At 43.5% G+C, this 21,977-nt stretch carries 15 protein-coding genes; 12 read left to right on the forward strand and 3 right to left on the reverse strand.

Annotated elements, in window-relative coordinates; all coding sequences use genetic code 11:
- Positions 1-141 precede the first annotated feature (141 nt).
- Positions 142-1,335, reverse strand: coding sequence for a phosphoglycerate kinase (locus M0Q51_15745; protein ID MCK9401431.1), 1,194 nt, complete (start codon positions 1,333-1,335; stop codon positions 142-144).
- A gap of 103 nt (positions 1,336-1,438) precedes the next feature.
- On the opposite strand from M0Q51_15745, the gene trkA reads away from it, so the two are divergent.
- The 7 genes from trkA to M0Q51_15780 all read left to right on the forward strand — a co-directional run bounded on the left by trkA (position 1,439) and on the right by M0Q51_15780 (position 12,514).
- Positions 1,439-2,785 carry a Trk system potassium transporter TrkA gene (gene trkA, locus M0Q51_15750; GenBank protein ID MCK9401432.1) on the forward strand — a complete coding sequence of 449 codons (1,347 nt, stop codon included), beginning with the start codon at positions 1,439-1,441 and terminating at the stop codon, positions 2,783-2,785.
- A 38-nt stretch (positions 2,786-2,823) separates the two neighbouring features.
- On the forward strand, positions 2,824-4,287 hold the full coding sequence (locus tag M0Q51_15755) for a TrkH family potassium uptake protein (protein ID MCK9401433.1): 1,464 nt from the start codon (positions 2,824-2,826) through the stop codon (positions 4,285-4,287).
- A 71-nt stretch (positions 4,288-4,358) separates the two neighbouring features.
- Positions 4,359-6,020, forward strand: coding sequence for an O-antigen ligase family protein (locus M0Q51_15760; protein ID MCK9401434.1), 1,662 nt, complete (start codon positions 4,359-4,361; stop codon positions 6,018-6,020).
- A 20-nt stretch (positions 6,021-6,040) separates the two neighbouring features.
- Entirely contained in the window at positions 6,041-7,063 is a 1,023-nt protein-coding gene (locus M0Q51_15765; GenBank protein ID MCK9401435.1) for a diacylglycerol kinase family lipid kinase, read from the forward strand.
- A gap of 77 nt (positions 7,064-7,140) precedes the next feature.
- Positions 7,141-9,486: a hypothetical protein gene (locus tag M0Q51_15770; GenBank protein MCK9401436.1), complete on the forward strand. Its 2,346-nt coding sequence runs from the start codon at positions 7,141-7,143 to the stop codon at positions 9,484-9,486.
- Between the two features lie 78 nt (positions 9,487-9,564).
- Positions 9,565-10,296 (forward strand): DNA repair protein RecO, encoded by a 732-nt coding sequence (gene recO / locus M0Q51_15775; GenBank protein ID MCK9401437.1) that lies wholly within the window; start codon positions 9,565-9,567, stop codon positions 10,294-10,296.
- A 61-nt stretch (positions 10,297-10,357) separates the two neighbouring features.
- Positions 10,358-12,514 carry a YfhO family protein gene (locus M0Q51_15780; protein MCK9401438.1) on the forward strand — a complete coding sequence of 719 codons (2,157 nt, stop codon included), beginning with the start codon at positions 10,358-10,360 and terminating at the stop codon, positions 12,512-12,514.
- Here M0Q51_15780 and lipB read toward each other — a convergent pair.
- On the reverse strand, positions 12,498-13,190 hold the full coding sequence (lipB, locus tag M0Q51_15785; GenBank protein MCK9401439.1) for a lipoyl(octanoyl) transferase LipB: 693 nt from the start codon (positions 13,188-13,190) through the stop codon (positions 12,498-12,500). The two genes, M0Q51_15780 and lipB, sit on opposite strands and share 17 nt — an antisense overlap.
- A gap of 142 nt (positions 13,191-13,332) precedes the next feature.
- A complete protein-coding gene (gene lipA / locus M0Q51_15790) occupies positions 13,333-14,187 on the reverse strand; it encodes a lipoyl synthase (protein MCK9401440.1) in 855 nt (284 codons plus the stop codon).
- Positions 14,188-14,385: 198 nt separating this feature from the next.
- Here lipA and M0Q51_15795 point away from each other — a divergent pair, with 198 nt between their 5' ends.
- The 5 genes from M0Q51_15795 to M0Q51_15815 all read left to right on the forward strand — a co-directional run bounded on the left by M0Q51_15795 (position 14,386) and on the right by M0Q51_15815 (position 21,810).
- Positions 14,386-15,240: a T9SS type A sorting domain-containing protein gene (locus M0Q51_15795; protein ID MCK9401441.1), complete on the forward strand. Its 855-nt coding sequence runs from the start codon at positions 14,386-14,388 to the stop codon at positions 15,238-15,240.
- Between the two features lie 18 nt (positions 15,241-15,258).
- Positions 15,259-16,977, forward strand: coding sequence for a lysine--tRNA ligase (gene lysS, locus M0Q51_15800; protein ID MCK9401442.1), 1,719 nt, complete (start codon positions 15,259-15,261; stop codon positions 16,975-16,977).
- 290 nt (positions 16,978-17,267) lie between these two features.
- Positions 17,268-20,123: an N-6 DNA methylase gene (locus tag M0Q51_15805; GenBank protein ID MCK9401443.1), complete on the forward strand. Its 2,856-nt coding sequence runs from the start codon at positions 17,268-17,270 to the stop codon at positions 20,121-20,123.
- Positions 20,120-21,418, forward strand: a complete 1,299-nt coding sequence (locus tag M0Q51_15810; protein ID MCK9401444.1) for an SIR2 family protein — start codon at positions 20,120-20,122, stop codon at positions 21,416-21,418. Before M0Q51_15805 ends, M0Q51_15810 begins: the two co-directional genes overlap by 4 nt.
- A 119-nt stretch (positions 21,419-21,537) precedes the next feature.
- On the forward strand, positions 21,538-21,810 hold the full coding sequence (locus M0Q51_15815) for a hypothetical protein (GenBank protein ID MCK9401445.1): 273 nt from the start codon (positions 21,538-21,540) through the stop codon (positions 21,808-21,810).
- The last annotated feature ends 167 nt before the right edge of the window (positions 21,811-21,977 follow it).

Raw genomic sequence — 21,977 nt, forward strand, 5'->3', positions numbered from 1 at the left:
ATGATTGATATCAAAGTATCATAAGTTGAACGGTCTACACTGCACGGGGCAACGCTTAAATTTAGTAAGTTATTCTTTGTACGGACTATATTGTTCTATATTTAGGGACTAATGACTACTTAATGACCACTTAATGACCACTTAATGACCTTTAATCGCTGCCACCCCCGGCAGTTCCTTCCCCTCGATATATTCGAGCATCGCGCCGCCACCGGTGGAAACATAGCTGACCTTTTCTTTCAGGTGATATTTATTGATGGCTGCCACGGAATCACCGCCGCCGATAAGTGAGAAAGCGCCGTTTTGGGTAGCCTCGGCCACGGCTTCCGCGATGGCTTTGGTCCCTGCTTCGAAATTTGACATCTCAAATACGCCCATGGGACCGTTCCAGAGAATCGTTTTGGAGTTGAGGATCACTTCGCGGTAAGCCTGGATTGCCTTCGACCCTATGTCGAGCCCCATCCAGCCATCGGGAATATTCGTAGAGCCGCTTTCTTTCCAGTCGGCATCGATGGTTAAGGCGCTGGCAATGATGGCATCCTGGGGAATATAGATCTTTACATTGTTGGCTTCAGCTTTATCGCTGGTTTCACGGGCTAACTGCAGCAGATCGTCTTCAACTAGCGAGCTTCCGATTTCTCCGCCTAGCGCCTTGATGAAAGTGAACATCATCCCGCCACCGATCAGCAGGTTATCCACCTTATCGATCAGGTTGTTGATGATCTCGATCTTTCCTGAGACTTTTGCCCCGCCTAGGATGGCAGTAAAGGGTCGTTCGGTGTTTTTCAGCACCCGGTCGATGTTCTTCACTTCATCTTCCATGATATAGCCGAACATCTTGTTTTCGGGGAAGAACTTTGCGATGATGGCGGTGGAAGCGTGCGCACGGTGGGCGGTTCCGAAGGCATCGTTGACGTAAACATCCCCGAGCCGGGCCAGCTTTCCGGCAAACTCTTCATCCCCTTTTTCTTCCTGCTTGTAAAACCGGAGATTTTCGAGAAGCAATACCTCCATGCTTTTTAAACCGGCAGCCAATTTCATGGCCTGCTCACCGATACAATCGTCAGCAAACTTCACAGGAACGCCAAGCTTATCTTTCAGATAAGGAAGCAGGTGTTTCAGGGAATATTTATCCGTCGGGCCTTCCTTGGGCCTTCCCAGGTGCGACATCAGGATCGCCGAGCCGCCATCTTTCAAAATCTTTTTAATAGTAGGAATTGCCGCATCTATGCGGGAAGTATCGGTGATATGGTAATTTTCATCGAGAGGGACATTAAAATCAACCCTGATCAGGGCTCTTTTCCCATTAAAATTATAGTCTTTAAATGTTTTCATAGAATGATTTTTTTTAACGGGGATGATTTCCCGGGTTGCAAAATTATAAAAATGCCCGCTGTAATTCACTATCTTTGCGCCTAATTTTTAAATCGTTTGTAAGATGAGGATTATCATAGCCGGGGACGGTGAAGTCGGCCTTTATCTGGCACAGGAATTATCCAAAGAAGACCACCAAATCACGATGATCGTTCCAACAGAGGAATTGGTCAAATCGATAGAATCGCATAGCGACATCCTGGCAACCGTTGGTGATTCCACCCTGATTTCGGTGCTGAAAAGGGCAGATGTGAAAAAGGCCGATTTGCTTATTTCCGGACTGCACGAAGAACGGATCAATATCTTAACCGCCGCACTTGGTAAAAAGATCGGGGCAATTAAGACCATTGCGCGGATAAATACCCTTGAGTACCTTTCGGATGAGAACCGTAAAATGTTCCAGGAACTGGGTGTCGATCACCTGGTCTGTCCTGAAGATATCGCGGCCACTGAAGTGGTGGACCTTCTGAAACAAACGGCTGCCACTGAAACCTTTGATTTTTCTGAAGGAAAGCTCTCACTCTTTCTTGTTCGGTTGGAAAAAAATGCCCCTGTACTGAATAAAACCCTCGACCAGCTCGCAAAAGAGTATGTTCACCTGCATTTCAGGACCGTGGCCATCCACCGGAACCGGAAAACGCTCATACCCAAAGGAAACGATATGTTCCTTGAAAATGACCTCGCGTATGTGATCACTAAACCGCAAGGGATCAGTGATCTGCTCAAACTGAGCGGAAAATCCAGGATCACTATCCATAACCTGATGATATTAGGCGGAGGAAGAGTGGGTCGTACTGTGGCCAGACGATTGGAACAATCCATGAATATCAAGCTGATCGAGAAAGATAAGGAACGGGCGATACAACTAGCTAACATGCTGGATAACTGCCTGGTGATCCATGGTGATGCCCGTGACATCCAATTACTTGAAGATGAAGATATTTCAGGGATGGATGCCTTCGTGGCGCTGACTGACAACTCGGAAACCAATATCCTTGCCTGCCTGCATGCGAAAAAATTTGGGGTGCCCCGTACCATCGCGCTTGTCGAAAATATAGATTATATCGACATCTCCCAAAACATCGGGATAGATACGATCGTATGTAAAAAACTCAGTACGGCCAGCAATATCATCCGGTTTACGATGAATTCAGAAGTGACTTCCATCAAATGCCTCAGCGCTATTAATGCGGAAGTCCTGGAACTGGTTACCAAGCCCCATTCACCGGTGACCAAAGCGCCAATCCGAAAATTAAAATTCCCCAAAGGGGCCATCATCGGCGGGATTGTGCGTGGACCGGACAGTTTTATAGCCGTTGGTGATTTCCAGATCCAGGAAGGTGATAAGGTCGTGGTCTTCGCACTGCCGGAAGCTGTCCATGCCGTCGATGAATTGTTCCATGAAAGCTGATTTTGATTAATATTGTCCATATTACTCATTAATATTTCATGATTGGTAAAGCAGAAATTGACCTAAAACAGATTATCAATCTTATTGGATTTTTTCTGGTAGTTGAGGGGATTTTTATGTTGTCCGGCCTGCCTTTCTCTTTATATTACCATGAGGAACCTGCCTTTACGCTTCTGTTATCTTTTCTTATCACTTCCGGCAGCGGAGGGGTTATCTGGTATTTTACCCGCAGGAAAAGCAAGGATACGATCAACAAGCGGGAAGGCTTCCTGGTAGTCAGCCTGACCTGGGTAACTATCAGCTTGTTTGGGACCCTGCCTTTCATTATCAGTGGCACTATTCCTTCGTTTACAGATGCTTTCTTTGAAACCATGTCGGGCTTTACTACCACGGGAGCATCTATCCTGACCGATGTGGAAATCCTTCCGCGGGGAATTCTCTTCTGGCGCAGCATGACCCACTGGATAGGCGGAATGGGTATTATCGTTTTATCTGTCGCAGTATTTCCTTTCCTTGGTATTGGGGGAATGCAGCTATATTCTGCTGAAATGCCGGGGGTCACGAAGGACAAGTTGCATCCGCGCATAACTGAAACAGCTAAGATCTTATGGGGTATCTACGTTGTGCTGACCCTCGTGGAAACAGGTTTGTTAATGCTGGGAGGCATGACCCTGCTCGACAGCTTGTGTCATTCATTCGGATCGATGGCCACAGGCGGTTTTTCCACGAAAAATACCAGTCTCGGAGGGTATTCTAGCTATATCCAATATATTATCGTCATTTTTATGATCCTGGCCGGAACAAATTTTACCCTGCATTACCTGGCATTACACGGAAAATTAAAACAAATATGGCGCAATGAAGAATTCAGGAAATACCTTTATATCCTGGGGGGAGTAAGCCTTGTCATTACTATGTTTTTAGTATGGAAAACCGGCATGGGTTGGGAAAAAGCCTTCAGGGATGCTTTATTCCAGGTGGTTTCCATTGTCACGACAACCGGCTATTTCACTTCTGATTATTTAGTATGGCCAGGGGCACTATGGTTCTTTATTTTTTTACTGATGTTCATCGGAGGTATGGCCGGTTCGACAGGTGGCGGGATCAAAGTAGTCCGCCAGTTACTGCTTTTTAAAAATGTTGGAAAAGAATTGAAACGAGCGATACATCCTCAGGGTGTTATCCCGGTCAGGATGAATCATGAAGCTGTCCCGCAGGAGATTATTTATAAAGTGATGGCTTTTTTCCAGCTCTACATCCTGATCTTTATCTTCGGGGCCATGTTTCTGTCGTTTCTTGGCCTCGACTTCGAAACGGCTATTGGAGCCAGCATTTCTGCTCTTGGTAACATAGGCCCGGGGCTCGGAAATGTTGGTCCTGTTGGAAATTATGCTTTCATCCCGGCAACCGGTAAATGGTTACTTTCATTCCTGATGCTGCTGGGTCGTCTCGAATTATTCACCGTTCTCATCCTGATCACACCTTCATTTTGGAAACGGTAAGCGCCCTGGACCATACTGATCATTGAAAATACTTATTACCTTAGCTCAAAATTCAAAGGGAAACCTATTCAATGGAAGCTAAAAAGATCATCCTCTGGCTCTACTATGTGGCACTTGGCATGATGTTAATAGCACTTTCCTTTTCCAATTTTTTCATGAGTGTTGCTCAATTCGGCCTTGCCGGGGTTTTTATCCTCGATGGGATCAGGAAACAAGAGGTTGATGATTACTTCAGAAAACATAAAATCCTTGTGAGCATTTCCCTGTTGATCCCGGTGGGGTTAACCTGGATATTCAAAGCGCTGGGCCGTAAATTCAAGGAGTTCTTCCATCGTGAAAATTCTCCGGCCTGGGTATTTTCCTCCATTTTCCTTTTCCACCTGATCGGACTGTTTTTCACAACTGATTTCAATTATGCCTTTCGTGACCTTCGTATTAAGCTGCCCATCTTGCTGATGCCCTTAATCCTGTCGACGACATGCCTGCTTGATCGCAAGAGTTTCAGGTTTCTCATGTATCTTTTTACAGCAGGCGTTTTTACCGGAACACTGATCAGCACTTATTATTTCATGACCAATGAAATAACTGACAGCAGGACTATTTCCATATATATCCACCATATCCGTTTCAGTTTATTAATCGATATGGCAATTTTTATCCTGGCTTACCTGGTTCTCAAAAAAAGCGATATTCCCAGATGGCCCAAGGCGGTCATGGCCGTAGTAGCCCTTTGGCTGCTGGCATTTCTTTTTATTTCAGCTTTTATGACAGGCTTGTTGATTTTCTTTATAACCCTGGCCATACTGACTTTTTACATGGCCCTGAACAAACAGGGACTAATCCTGAAAATCACAACTATTGCCGGTGTCCTGATCATTTTCCTCCTTGCCTGGCTTTATACCCGTAATATCGGGCGGGAGGTGAACCATGTTGATCCTGTGGATTTCAAATCGCTTGAGAAGGTGACCAAATTGGGAAATCCTTATTGGCATGACCTGTCAAATACCCAGTTTGAAAACGGTGGTTATGTCTGGCTTTATGTTGCCACTGATGAACTGCGGCAGGCCTGGAACCTCCGGAGCAGGTATGATTTCGATGGAAAAGATAAAGCCAGCCAGGAAATCAAATATACACTCATCCGCTTTCTCACTTCCAAAGGCTACCGCAAAGACGCTGAAGGGGTCAGCAAACTGACTGATCAGGAGGTTGCCATGGTCGAAGACGGGATCGCCAGTATTGTTTATGTTGAAAAATCTACTCTTTATGTCAGGATCTATAAAATCTTCTGGGAATATCAGCAATACTGGGCCACTCACAATCCTAGCGGCCATTCGGTAATGCAGCGCTTTGAATTCTGGAATACTTCACGGGCCATTATTAAAGAAAACTGGCTCACCGGTGTGGGAACCGGCGACCTGGGAACTGCATTCCAGGAAGAATATAAAAAGACGGGCAGCCTGCTGGATAAAGAATACCGCTGGCGTTCACATAACCAGTTCCTGGCGATCTTTGCCACTTTTGGCATTTTCGGCCTGGCCTGGTTTATTTTCAGCCTGATCTATCCGGCAGCCAGGCTGGGAAAATTTCATGATTACTACTACCTGTCATTTTTCATCATCATAATACTTTCGATGTTGACCGAAGACACGCTGGAATCCCAGGCAGGTGTGACTCCTATCGCTTTTTTCACCTCTTTTTATCTTTTTGCTAAAAAATTCATTGATATCGTTTGACCCTTTTGCTTCTGCCTATTATGAAACAGGAAGAATCTTTTAAAAATCAATGGTTGGTGATTGTCAACCCTAACGCCGGTAAAAGGAAAGGGGAAAAAGACTGGCCGGAGATATCCGCACTGCTTACTGAAGCAGGATTCATATTTACACACGAGTTCACCACACACCGGGATCATGCCATAGCCCTCACCGAAAATTACGTCCGGAAAGGCTTCAGAAAAATCATCGCCGTGGGTGGCGATGGTACCCTGAATGAGGTAATGAACGGAATTTTCCGCCAGGATGAAATTAATACGACTGATGTCATAGTAGGCATGATTATGGTCGGTACAGGTAATGACTGGGGCAGGATGTATAATTTAAAGGAGAAGTATACGAAAGCCGTAGAAATCCTGAAAAAACAGCACCTGTTCATCCAGGATACCGGAATGGTAAAGTATTATGATGGCCCGCATGAAATTACGCGGTATTTTGTAAATATCGCCGGCCTGGGATATGACGCGCTGGTCACAAAGATGACTAACAGGACGAAAGAGAAAGGCGGGGGCGGCATGATGTCATACCTGGTGAACCTGCTCAAAGGTCTTTTCAGTTATCATCATGCTTATCTCGAAATCGAGGTGGATGGTGAAAGCGTTTATAAAGGCAAAGTTTTCAGCATGAGTGTGGGGATCTGCAAATATAACGGCGGGGGAATGATGCAACTGCCGTTCGCTATTCCTGACGACGGACTGTTCGATATGACCATCTTCAAAAACGTCAGTAAAATGACCGTTATAAAGCATATAAAAAAATTATACTGCGGGACTTTCACCAATCTGCCTTTTGTCCAGACCCATCGGGGAAAAACCGTTTCCATTTTTTCTTCCACGGGCGATCCGTCGCACCTGGAAACCGATGGCGAATCTCTCGGTCACTCTCCTTTTTCTTTTCAGATTATCCCGAAAAGCATCAGAATTATCACCGGTAAAAATTGGAAAGTTGACAGTCCGGAAATAACTGCAAGCATGAGATCGCCGGAAAATCCGCCTGAGGATGTCTAATCTTGAAAATATCTACCTTTGAAACAAAATAAATCCGTTATAAATCAGTTATCTTTCTACCTATCAATACTAATTCTATGAAATTCCTTTTACCCGGTTTTTTATGTTCGATGATTCTGTTATTTCAAAATCCTTCTTTCTCACAGGAAGTCGGCATCGGACAATGGAGAGACCATCTGCCTTATGATTATGCCACTAATGTCGAAGAATTTAATTCTGGTATTTACTGCTCGACCCCATTCAGTATGTTTTTTTTCGATCGGGATGATAACAGCATTCAGCGGCTCAGCAAGGTCAACGGGCTTTCTGATCTGGGTGTCAGTGATATAGCTCTGAACACCGATCAGGAAATCCTTGTTGTGTCTTATTCCAATACAAATGTTGACCTGATCCTTGAGGACCTTACGATCATCAATATTCCTGATATCAAGCGTAAAGAGATACTGGGCAATAAAACCATAAACAGCATCATGAATTACGGCAAATTTGCCTATTTATCATGCGGTTTCGGAATCGTCGTGCTTAATCTGGAGAAGAAGGAAGTTAAAGACACATACTTTATAGGTCCTGACGGGGGCAGCATTAATGTCCTGGCTATGACTTACAATGATACAGCCTTCTTTGCTGCAACGGAAAACGGAATTTATTATGCAGATATCAATGATCCTAACCTGGCTTATTATGCCAATTGGAAAAAGATGCCAGGGATCCCGTTCGAGGATGGATTTTATAACCTGGTCTATAATTATAATGGAAGATTATTGATTAACCACACTGACCCCGATATTAATGAAGATGGGTTATATGTTTTGGAAAACGGGCAATGGAGGGACCTGGAAACAGCAAACACTGACCGGACTTACAGTTTACGTAGCAGCGGGGATAAATTGGTCGTATCTTACAGCTACTTTTTAAAATCCTATAATACTGATCTTACCGAAGACCTGAAAATATATACTTATGGAGAAATAAGCCCTGCACCGTCAGATGCACTGATCGGAACTGATGGAAATTATTGGATTGCGGACCGGAACAAGGGTCTCGTCAAATCATGGGCAGATGGGTATGAACGGCAGTTTATCAAGCCAAGTGGCGCCCCTACGGCGGATATTTTTGAAATGGCTTCCAGGGATGGCAAGTTGTATGTGGTCCCCGGCGGATTGACCGCAACCTGGAACAATACCTGGAGAACCGCAAGAATGTTCTCTCTGATCGATGAAAACTGGAAAACGTATGATAACCAAAATTCACCAGGCCTGGATACTTTGCGCGATTTGGTGGCAGTGGCAGTAGATCCTCTTAACAGTGATCACGTTTTTGCGGGATCCTGGAACCGCGGGATGGCAGAATTTAAAGATAACGCCTTTACACAGATTTATAATTCCGACAACAGTTCCCTCGTACCGAACATGATAGAGGGATACCCGACTGTGAAGGTAGGAGGAATGGCTTTTGACAGCGATAATAATATGTGGATAACCAATTCCGGGGCAGAACAGATCCTTTCCGTAAGAAGACCTGATGGCAACGGCGGTGGAACCTGGGAAGCTTACAACCTGGGATCAAGCACAACCGGTATTGATGTCCGGAAGATCATTGTTGACTCCTATGGTCAGAAATGGATTCTCCCGCGGACTACCCAATCGAATTCCAATTATATCATTGTTTATAATGAGAAGAACGACCCCGGCAACCAGGTACGCGGCCTGAAATCCGGGGCGGGCTTTGGCAACCTGCCGGGGACGAGCGTCTATGCTATTGCCGAAGATCGTGAAGGGGAGATCTGGGTCGGTACCGATGAGGGTGTTGCCGTCTTTTATTCGCCGCAGAATATCTTTACCGGTGAAAACGCCGATGCCCAGCAGATTCTGGTCAACATTGACGGATATGTCCAATATCTTCTTGAAACAGAAATAGTTAAAGCCATTGCAGTGGATGGGGCTAACAGGAAATGGTTCGGCACGGAAAGGGCCGGTGTTTTCCTTCTTTCCGCCGATGGAACGCAGCAAATCCAGCATTTTACAGAAGAAAACAGCCCGTTGTTTTCGAATAACATCACCAGCCTCACCATCAATGGAAAAACCGGCGAAGTGTTTATCGGGACAGCAAAGGGTCTGATATCCTATAAAGGAACAGCCACTAACGGAGATACTATATACGATAATGTTTATGCATATCCAAACCCTGTCAGGCCGGGATATACCGGTCCTATCGCTATTAAAGGTCTGGTCAGGGATGCCAGTGTGAAAATCACCGATATCAGGGGCTCGCTAATTTATGAAACCATCGCTGAAGGGGGGCAAGCCATCTGGAACGGGTACAGTTTTGATGGCCGCAGGGCTAATACCGGCGTTTACCTCGTATTCATCACGAACAATGATGGCAGTCAGAAGTTGGTGACTAAGATCTTGTTTGTGAATTAGTTCGCAGTTCGCAGTTCGCAGTTCGCGGTCGGCGGTCAGCGATTCCAAGTTTCAAGTTTCTATTTTCAATTTTCTCTGATGTACCTCTTAACACGCGGAATTGTTTTCCGTCAGACAAAATACTCAGATTCAAGCCTGGTTGTCAGGATCCTGACCGAAGAAATGGGCCTTCGTACCTATATCATCAAAGGAGCACGCGGGCCAAAAGCAAAGATCAAAGCAAGCCTCTTTCAGCCACTCACTCTGCTGGAGCTGGTCGTCAGCCAGAAAGAAAAGACCGATCTTCAACATATCCGCGAAGCTCGTGTGGCCTATCAATACCACACCATTTTTTCAGATATCCGCAAATCTTCCATCCTCCTCTTTCTGAATGAATTATTATATAAATCAATCCGGGAGGAAGCGGTAAATCCTGAGTTATTCCATTTCATTTTCGATCATTTGATCCTGCTTGACGAGACAGCGGAAAACCCTGCCAGCTTTCATCTTTTATTTGCCATCCATCTGACCCGAAACCTTGGCTTTTTTCCCCATGGCAGGTATTTGAATGAAAATACAGTTTTCGATTTAGTGGAAGGACAATTTGTACAGGCTGAAGCTTTACCCGCTGAAAACTTCATAACCGGATTAAACTGTGCCTGGTTCAGCAAATTACTGGCAACTTCGCCGGAGAAGTTTTATTCCATTACCGTTCCCTCTGCAATCCGCGGCGAACTGCTCGAAAAAATTCTCCGTTATTATCATCATCATCTGCCACTGACAGGGGAATTCAAATCGCATATCGTTCTGCATGACGTATTGCAGAAATAACGGAAAGGCTTACCTTTAACACCGGTTTCTGAGCAACCTGAGGATTCGATTGGAACATGCGATGGATCGTAAAAAACCATACTTCTATTATTTGCTGTTGTTAATAACAGCCGTACTGGCCATGCTGCCATTGGTCCTGCTCCGCCATCCCCTGAAATATGACATGATCGACCAGGCTTACCCCTGGCGGTACCTGATCGGTGAATGCCTCCAGGATGGGATTTTGCCCCTGTGGAACCCTTACCAGCTTCTCGGATCACCAATCCATGCCGATCCGCAAAGTTCTGCCTGGTATCCGGTAACCTGGTTTTTCGGTTACTTGTTTGGCTATGATATTTATGTCATTTCTTTTGACTTTCTCCTGCATATTTTCCTGGCCGGAATGGGCATGTTCTACCTGGCGAAACAGTTGAAATACCGCGATGAAACGGCTTTTATCATGGGTGTTTCGTATATGCTCAGCGGGTTTTTTATCGGCAACGCCCAGCACTTCATGTGGATCATCAGCGGGACATGGATACCCTTTATTACCGGCGCATTCCTGTCTTTGAAAAATGTCCCGTCCATCAGCGGGGCGGTAAAACTCGGGCTGGCTTTCTTCATGATCATGACCGGCGGGTACCCGGCATTTATTTTCCTGTTACTGTACCTGCTGACTGCTATTTTCATCCTGTTCATGATTGATTATATCCGGAAGAAAGAATACCGCGCATTATTCAGGTTCACCAAATACCTAGGTATTTCAGGAGTATTTACCATCATTTCCGGAATGGTCGTGCTTATTTCAGTTTATCACCTGCAGGATGCCATAACCCGCGGAACAGGTGTTACACTACGGCAGGCCCTCTTCGGGGCATTCACCCCAAAAAGCTTTGTTTCCTTCATCCTTCCTTTCGCTTCCATCCGTGACATGGATTTTTACGGCACAGATCTTTCCATGTCTAATGCCTATTTTGGTTTGTTGACCCTGATCTTTTTTGTCGCCGGTTTGATGATCAGAAGGACAAAACTCGTTAACTTATTCCTGGCCTGGGGGCTATTCTGCCTTGCAGCGTCAGTGGGGAGTGCTTTGCCGGTCAGGGAATTCCTTTATGATTATGTTCCATTCATGAACCTGTTCCGATTCCCTGCCCTTTTCAGGATATTTTTCATCCTGAGTTTTATCATCGTGGCCGGTTTTGCTTTTGACGAATGGAGAAAAGGCTCGCTAAACCTGGCCGGAAGGCTCCGGATCATTAAGCTGGCGGTGGCAGGTTTGCTGCTGGGATTTGTTGTTTATGCCCTGTTTCAGAAAGGCTTGAATATGATGTACTTCATTAAATATCAGCTTCTTATCTTTTCGGAGAAATCGTTGATTATCCAGCATATTCTTTTCCAGGGAACGGTACAGCTGATTTTTCTGACTTTCTTTTTCATACTTTTAACAAAATGGCAGTTTAAAAAATATGCACTGGCAGGTTTAATATTTATTGCCGGAGCAGATATGATAATAGCAACCCGATTAAATGGGCCATACACTTTATATTCCCATCTGTTCAAATCCAGGGAAGTATATGCACATGCCAGTCAATTTCCTGAAGGATTTCCGGTTCCCGGCCCAGGGCCGGTTATTGATAATAGGGATTCGCGGAAACTGGTATATCAAACCTTTTGGCGTAACCTGAACATTTTCCATAAACAGGTTTCCTTTGAAGGATATAATCCGCTGCATTTGAAGGGATTCGAAGAAATGGCTGACAACCATCCCAAACTTTTCGAAACGATCCTGCAAAACCCCCTGGTTTACCTGGCTGACCGGGTCAGTCCGCTGGATTCATTGTTTTTTCATGAACAAGAGGAAAACTTTATTAAAAAAAGGGTTTATTTTGATGAAGATGAATATCAATCATTGAGACAGGTAAATTTTACATCCAATTCAGACGATACGGTTTATATCACAGCCTTTTCTCCCGTTTTAGTGAATACGAAATGTATAAATAAAGGTGAAGTGCTGCTAAATCTGTTGCAGAACAATTATTACGGATGGAAGGCATCCGTTGATGGGCAGCCGGTTGAGATTATTACAGGGAATATGGGTTTTATAGCTGTCCGGGTACCGGCCGGGGAGCATGAAGTAGCATTTTCTTATGATTCTGTTGGCGTCAGGATAGGATTTTGGGTAACTTTGCTGGCGTTGGTAGCAGGGTTGATTTTTCTATACCCTAAGGGTGTCCATTAACGCATACCCTCAGGGTGTCTTCTAAACATCTCTTTAACAATCCTTTAATTTTTCCCATATCCTGGGCTGTTCCGAGCTCCTTTTCCATCGATGTAACCCCTTTATCCACAAATCCACAAGGATTGATATATTGATAGAATGAAAGATCAGTATTGACATTAAAAGCAAATCCATGCATGGTTATATGCCGGCCCGCTTTCACGCCGATAGCACAGATCTTTCTTGCCATTGACGATATTTCAGAATCTATCCAGACACCTGTAGCGCCGGAAAGCCTTCCGGCTGTTAGCCCAAATTCTTTCAGGACCAATATAACCGACTCCTCCAGCTTCCAGATGTATGATTTAATCCCCAGGTTGAACTGCTCCAGGTCGAGGATCGGGTATCCCACGATCTGCCCGGGGCCGTGAAAAGTAATGTCACCACCGCGGTCGATTCGGTAGAACTCAATCCCGCGCTGCGCCAGCATTTGCTCGTTGATCAGGAGGTTCTCCTTTGAGCCGCTTTTCCCCAGGGTGAAAACGGGTGGATGCTCACAAAAAAGGAGATAGCCGGGGAAAATTTTTTCGCCGGATATCTTCCGGGCCATCAGCCCGCTGTATAGCTTTTCCTGGTAATCCCACGCTTCACGGTAGGGAATGAGACCAAGATCCTGGTAGATAAGTTCAAAGTTCAAATGGCAAAGTTTAAGTTTCTAGTTCCAAGTTTCACCGTTTCACTGTTCCACTGTTTCACCGTTTCACTGTTCCACTGTTTCACCGTTTCACTGTTTCACCGTCTCACCGTTTCACCGTTTCACTGTTCCACCGTTTCACTGTTTATAGCACATGTTTCTCAGCATGGTACGAAGATCTGACGAGCGGGCCGCTTTCGACGTAACGAAAGTCTTTCTCCAGGCCGATTATCCGGTACTTTTCAAATTGTTCCGGCCGGATATATTCTTTCACCGGCAGGTGTTTCATGCTGGGCTGCAGATACTGACCGATAGTCAATACTTCACAACCGACCCTTCTCAGGTCATCCATGACCTGGATCACTTCTTCTTCTGTTTCGCCCAGGCCGAGCATGATACCTGATTTCGACCGTATCCCGGATTCCACTACCCAACCAATTACTTCAAGGCTTCTTTCATAAATGGCAGCTGACCGCACCTGCGGGGTCAGGCGTTTTACCGTTTCCAGGTTATGGGAAATTATTTCCGGGCGGGCATTAATGACCACCTGCAGGTATTCCTTCCTCCCCCGGAAATCAGGTACCAGCGTTTCAATGGTGACAGCAGGGTTCATCTCTTTAACTGCCCGGATAGTGGCAGCCCAGATGGCTGCACCGCCGTCTTCCAGGTCGTCGCGGTCGACCGATGTGATCACGCAATGCCGGAGTTTCATGTGCCTGACCGATTCTGCGATCCTGCCCGGCTCCGCCAAGTCGGCCGGTAAAGGCCGCCCGGTGGCTACAGCACAGAATTTGCAGGAACGGGTGCAGATGTTTCCCAGGATCATAAATGTCGCCGTGCCTCTCCCCCAGCAGTCTTCCTTGTTCGGGCATTGTCCTGATGTGCAGATAGTATGCAGTTTGTTACGGTCAATAACATCCCGGACTTCAATATATTCTTTCCCTTTCGGTACCTTGATCTTCAGCCAGTCGGGCTTTTGCCTTCTCTTCACCTCTTCCATCATCATAAAGATTTCTCCTGCAAAAGTATATTGATTTGATGAGAAAAGAGATATGACGAAGTAACGACGTAACGACGTAACGATATTCGATATTACTTCGTTACTTCGCTACATCGTTACATCGCTGCTTCGTTACATTAATTTGTACTTAACATCAGCTGAAAATTAACCGTACCTTTGGTTCAAAATGATGACAAAATGAACCGTTTTCTACTATTAATAATTGCACTTTTTACATCACCAATCCTGTTTTCCCAATCCGGTTTTGAAAACCGCTGCCCTTACAAGAGCATTCAGATGACTGATAACCGGATCATCAAACAGACAGATGATTTCACCATCACCACTACAGACGGGATCACCCGAAACCTTTACAATACCCTCGATTCCGGTAAGACGGTTTTCATCGATCTCTTTTATACTACTTGCAGCTGGTGTCAATATTACTCGCCCATAATCGAAGAAATTTACCAGAATACCGGCGCAGGACAAGAAGATATCGAGTTCTGGGGTATTTCCAACAATCTTTTTGATCCGGATTCGGTGATTGAGCAGTATAAAATTAATTTTAACGTTTCCAATCCATGCGCCGGACCGCAGGGAGGCGGAACAACGGCTCACACGATCATCATTTCCGGGCAGAATTTTCAGGGTTGGCCAACTTATTGCGTTATATGTCCCGACCGAACCCTCTTTTTCGACCCGTGTTATCCTCCAACCGTCACAGGATTTAATCCGTATTTTGCGCAATGCGCTGCGACAATAGGGATTTATGACAATAAGCCGAAAGCAATAGGTTCCAGAATCCTTTCCGTGTATCCTAATCCGGCAAGCACCGAATTATCGTTGGAAGTGACTGTTAATGACCCTGATCCAGTTATAATTGAGTTTTTTAATTTATTGGGATTAAAAGTTTTCTCATCTTCATACGAAGTCTCCCCCGGCATACAAACCATCAGTATTTCCACCGGTCAGCTTCCGAATGGAGCATACTTTATCAGGTTGATGCAAAACGGGCAATTCATGGATATACAAAAAGCCTGGATCAAATAACAATCGAACAATAGATCAATAGAACAGATGGAACTATCAGAACAAGAGCTTATCCGCCGTAATTCACTTCAGGAGCTGATAAACCTGGGCATTGATCCTTATCCTGCCGGGGGATATGAAGTTAATGCCACCATCAACGAGATTCTTAAGCAATTTCCTGAAAATCAAAACCTTTTTCAGGAAGTGAACCTGGCCGGCCGTATTATGAACCGCAGGATCATGGGGGCTGCTTCTTTTGCTGAAATCCAGGACTCCACCGGCAGGATGCAGGTGTATTTCAAGCGCGATGATGTCTGCCCCGGCGAGGATAAAACGATGTACAACACGGTATTTAAAAGATTACTGGATATCGGCGACATCATCGGTGTCAAAGGTTTTGTTTTCCTAACCCAGATGGGTGAAATTACAATACATGTCAGGGAATACAGGCTTTTATCGAAGTCCCTTCGTCCGTTACCCATCGTTAAAGAAAAGGAAGGTGAGGTCTACGATGCATTCACCGATCCTGAACAAAGGTATCGCCAGCGTTATGTCGACCTGATCGTCAACCCGGAAGTCCGTGAAGGTTTTATCAAAAGGAACAAACTCATCAATTCTATGCGGTCATTCCTTGATAATAAAGGTTACCTTGAAGTGGAAACTCCTGTTCTCCAGCCTTTGTATGGCGGGGCCGCTGCCCGTCCCTTTAAAACTTTCCATAACACGCTCGATATGACCCTGTACCTCCGCATCGCCAATGAACTTTACCTGAAAAGGCTTATCGTTGGTGGTTATGATGGTGTATATGAGTTTTCGAAAGATTTCAGGAATGAAGGGATGGACCGGTTCCATAACCCGGAATTCACAATGATGGAGCTTTACGTAGCTTTTAAGGATTATGAATGGATGATGGGTCTGGTGGAAGAGATGGTGGAGAAAATCGCGTTTGATCTGCATGGGACCTCACAGGTCCGGGTCGGGGAAAACCTTATCGACTTCAAACGCCCCTGGAAAAGGTATTCCATGTTTGAGGCGATCCATCATTTTACCGGTATTGATATCAGTTCTATGGAGGAAGATGAACTACGGAAAACGGCATCTGAGCTTGGTGTGGAACTGGACGCAACGATGGGAAAAGGCAAGATCATCGATGAGATTTTCGGTCAACTTTGTGAACCTAAACTGATCCAACCGACTTTTATTACCGATTACCCGGTGGAGATGTCGCCCCTGGCGAAGAAACACCGCAGCAAACCGGGACTGGTTGAGCGCTTTGAAGCCATTTGCAACAGCAAGGAGATCTGTAATGCCTTCTCCGAACTGAACGATCCCATCGACCAAAGAAGGCGTTTCGAATACCAGCATGAACTGGGCAAGCGCGGCGACCAGGAGTCGATGGTGCTCGATGAAGATTTCCTCCGTGCACTTGAATTCGGGATGCCACCGACGGCAGGCTTAGGTATTGGCATCGACCGGCTGACAATGATTATGACCAATGCGCCTTCCATCCAGGATGTCATCTTCTTCCCGCAGATGCGTCCGGAAAAACGGGTCCGCATCGATGAAGACGAAGATTTTAAAGCCATCGGCGTACCCGGAGAGTGGATCCACTGGTTACGCAAATCGGGGTTCAATACTATCGAAGCCCTGAAAAAAGCAAATCCCAATAAGTTAGCCAACGACCTGAACGGGATCAGGAAAAAAAACAAGCTGGATGTTTCTCCGTTGAGCGGGGAGGTTGTTGGGAGTTGGCAGTAGATAGTTGGACAGTTGGCAGTCCGCAGTTGGCAGTTCGCAGTTCCCAGTTCCCAGTTCGCGGGCGGCGGTTAGCGATTAGCATTAGCAGTAGTAATTAGTTGAACTCCGTAGGAGTTCCATATTTGTAGAAATGACGGCATCACGATAAAGCATTCCCCTCCCGCGAAGGTCCTTGATTTTTTCCATAAATTGGCATGGGAGGGGTTAGGGGTGGGATACACCTTTAACAAATCTGATAGTTAAGCAGCTGAATTTCGTATATTAGCCTTTTGGATTTGACAAATCATAAAATGATAAGCAAAGACGCGGCATTTAAGAAAATTTCCGATCTCGTTACCCGGTTTGAAGAGCAATATGACTTCTATAAAAATTCCGACTATAACGAAACGCTTACCAGAAGGGATTTTATTGATCCTTTCTTCAAGTCATTGGGTTGGGATATTGACAATGAAAACGGGTATGCGGAGAGTTACCGTGAAGTAATTCACGAAGACAAGCTAAAAGTAGGTGGTGCGACCAAAGCTCCTGATTATTCATTTCGATTGGTTGGTGGAAAACGACTTTTCTTTGTCGAAGCGAAGAAACCGAGCGTCCAGGTTAAAGATGAAATTTATCCGGCCTATCAGGTTCGCAGATACGGTTGGAGCGCTAAAATGCCCATCAGTATTATTACCGATTTTGAAGAGTTTGCAGTTTACGATTGCACCAAGAAACCGACACCAACTGACAAAGCCTCCGTTGCCCGGATTACTTACCTGACTTTCCGCGATTACTTGAAAGAATTCGATTTTATCTGGGAAACTTTCAGCAAAGAACACGTTCTCAAAGGCAGCTTTGACAAATTTGTGCAAAGCGACACCCACAAAAAAGGCACAGCTACGGTTGACAAAGAGTTTTTGCAATCGCTTGACAATTGGAGGACTTACCTGGCAACCTCTATTAGTTGGAACAACAAGGGTCTTGACGAAGACGAAATCAATTTTGCCGTTCAACAAACCATTGACCGGATTATTTTCTTACGAATAGCTGAGGACAGAAGCGTAGAACCTTACGGCAATCTGAAAAATGCCTTAAAGCAGGGCGAATATTACCAAAACCTTTTCAGCATATTCAGAGAGGCGGACGAAAAATATAATTCAGGACTTTTTGATTTTAAGAAAGATAAGATAAGCCAGGCCTTAAAGATTGATAATAAGATAATTAAAACCATTATCAACGAATTGTATTATCCGGAATGTCCTTATGAATTTTCGGTTTTATCCGTGGAGATTTTGGGCAGCGCTTATGAGCAGTTTCTCGGAAAGGTAATCCGGATAACCCCCGCACATCACGCGAAGATTGAAGAAAAATCGGAAGTGAGAAAAGCAGGTGGAGTTTATTATACACCCCAGTATATTGTTGATTATATTGTAAAAAACACCGTTGGAAAACTCACTGAAGGCAAGACCCCTAATGAAATCAGCAGTTTAAAAATAGTGGATCCGGCTTGCGGTAGCGGCAGCTTTCTTATCGGCGCTTACCAGTATTTGCTGGACTGGCATAAAAACTATTACACCGGCGACGGTAAAGTTTCCAAGGGGAACAAAGGCAATCCATTAACTCCCGATGGCAACCTCACCACATCTGAGAAGAAAAGAATTTTGCTCAACAATATTTACGGAGTCGATATTGATGTGAATGCAGTTGAAGTAACCAAGCTCAGTCTGTTGCTCAAATGCCTGGAAGGTGAAACCGAAGCAAGCATTTCCACACAGTTTCGTCTGTTTAACGAAAGGGTTTTGCCAACGCTGGACGAGAATATTAAAAGCGGGAATAGCTTGATTGATACCGATTTCTATGCCGGTGAATTTGAACTTGGTTTTGAGAAAAAAATCAAGCCGTTTAACTGGCAAAAGGCATTTCCGGAGGTATTTAAGCAAGGAGGATTTGATATCGTGATCGGCAATCCTCCATATGGTGCGTTATTCTCTGAAAATGAATTTATTTATTTTAAAAACCGCTATCAAACTGCCGTATGGAGAGGTGAAAGTTATCTGATGTTTATTGAGCAAGGTTTAAGACTTCTCCAACCTGATGGATTATTGGGTTTCATTATTCCTGATACGCTTCTGAATTTAGGGTTTACACAACTAGCAAGAGAACTATTATTAAGAAATTCCAACATTAAGGAAATAGTTGGTTTACCTTCGAATGTATTTTCAGGAGCAACTGTTGACACAATTATTCTGCTCACTGAAAAAGCAGGTTACACAGATAAATTTCATCCATCCAATGTTAGGGTTAAGACCTTCGGGAAAAAGCAACCCATTTCTTCAATAGAGAACCCTCAAAAGGAGTTTTTCATAGAATCAAAAGATTGGTTTGAACAAAGTGCTTTTAATCTGCAATCAGACAATACTGAAATGAAACTCCTATCTAAACTTGAATCTGAAAAGCAAGCCGTGAGTGATATTGCAGAGATATTCTATGGGATTAAAGTTTATCAAGTAGGAAAAGGTAAACCCCCACAAACAGAAAAAATTCGAGATGAAAAACCATTTACTTCAGAAAAAAAACTTGCCGAGAATTGGCTTCCGTTTTATGATGGGAAACATATTGACCGTTATCAATTATTATGGCAAAATAATAATTGGTTGAAATATGGTGATTGGCTTGCGGAACCAAGAAAACCTTCTGTTTTTGATGGCGAAAAAATATTAATTCGAAAAATTACTGGTAAGACATTAATTGCAACATATATTTCTGAAACGTCTTATTGCAATACACTTCTTTTTGTTCTGAAGCTAAAAGTTATTGACTATTCATACAAAGGCATCTTAGCAATATTTAATTCTTTTCTTATAGGATGGTATTTCAGAAAGAAGTTTCAGATTGGCATGGATGATACTTTCCCTCAGATTATGATCAGGGATATTCTGCAATTCCCTGTCCCAAAAATTGATAAGAAGAATGATACTGAATTGAATAAACTCGTTGACCAACTTTTGCATCTGAATGTAGAAATGCAAAACGTAAACCTCGAAAGCAGACGTCAGCAAATACAGGGCAAGATTGATTATTGCGAAAACGGAATAAACGAAATCGTTTATCAGCTTTACGGATTGACGGAGGAAGAAATCAAGATTGTGGAGGGGAAAAATAAATGAATAGAAATGTTTTACTTTTTGGTGCAGGTGCGGTTCAGGCTTGGGGTGGCCCAAAAACATGTGAACTAACAGAATTAATAAGAACCGTTGGTTTTAAATGCACTGATAATAGTACAACCATTACCGAATATATATATCAAACACTTCTTCAAAGTGGTTATAATGAGGCTGATATAAATTTTGAAACTATAATAAATGCAATAGAGGAACTTATTGTCTATCATGCCTATTATGATAAAGAAAAAAAACTTCCTTCAATTCCAAAGGTTCTTTTCGATCCAAATTTTTATGATTTCATTATGAATTATTCCTTAATTGGTAATGAATTTATATATGGTTCAAGAATACAAATTCCTAAAGGAGTTGACTGGCATTATCAGCATGGAGCATACGCAGGAGAAACACAAGAACAATATTTTCTCCAACTATTATTAGGAGTAATTTTAACGGAGATAAATGCAAGAATTGCGGATTATTCTTGGCACTTAGAAGATAATTCAAAAATAAATTCTCCCGAAAATGTTGAAACTAATGCTTTGGTAAAGAAATGGTATGATAATCTTGACTTTAATAATAGGATTAATCGAATTTACACTTTGAATTATGATCGGATTTTTAAAATTCTTGCCTTGGAAAATGGTGTAAATGAGGTTTTTGAAGGTTTTCATACCGATAAAATAAAAATTGCTGGAAATTATCTCGCCCCTGATGTTAAAAGAATACTAAGTGACTTTAATTGTCACGTACATTATAATTTGCATGGATCATCATTTTGGGTTGTTGAAAGATCGTTTGGAGCAACATCTTTAGCACCGAAAGTTAACTTGGGAGCTGGAATACATCTTGAAATTAATTATCCGTTTGTGCAAGTTGAAAAAGGGAAAAGCATCTTAATTTCGAATATCATTACTGGATATCAAAAGACTCAAAAGAGTCTATTAACCCCTTTCAGACAAATGCAGGCAACATTTGATAGAGATTGTCTGACTGCCGAAAATCTCTACATTATCGGGTATTCTTTTGGAGATGAGCACATAAATTTTTCTATTAAAACGGCACTAGAATATAATCAAAACCTAATTATACATTTGATTGATCCTATTTATGACGAAACCGAAGGTAAAGATGGTTATAAAAGACTGTGCGAATTGTTTATCTATAAATTCTTCTTTAAAATATTTCAAACAAAATGGAATCCAAATAAAATAACAGAAAAGCATTGGTCATATTTTAATGGCAAGTTTAATGTTTATACTATGGGATTTCGCGATTATTTGGAATACCTTATCAATTAATGCTTCGGACGTCTAATTCAAGAAAGGCCCGAATCTAAAAACATAGTATACAAATCAACCTGGCGGAATAAAAAATTAAAATGGATATGATGATATAAAGATAGTGGAAGGAACAAGTAATGGAAAATAATCAAATCATTTTTTACGCCACCCCTGAAGGTAATATAAAAGTAGAAGTGGTTTTTAAAGAAGAAACTTTTTGGCTGAGTCAAAAGCGCATTGCCGATTTATTTAGTGTAGATGTGCGTACCATAAATGAACATCTTCAAAACATCTTCAAAATCAATGAACTGAATCCGAAAGCAACTATCCGGAAATTCCGGATAGTTCAAAAAGAAGGCAACAGGGATGTAACAAGGGAAGGTAACGATTTTGGAAGCCAAATTGATTAGTTGATCCCCTTCTGGGAATTATTTCTAATCGTATATTGCTCTTTTAATCGGGTAGGAAGCGGCTCACGCCGCTGTCCCCCCACACCACCCGGCATACTTAATCGTACCAAGGCGGTTTCTATTAACTTTTACACCTTCATCCTCAGATATAAGGACTGTAACCCTTG

The sequence above is a fragment of the Bacteroidales bacterium genome (genome assembly GCA_023229505.1).
Taxonomy (GTDB): Bacteria; Bacteroidota; Bacteroidia; order Bacteroidales; family JAGOPY01; genus JAGOPY01.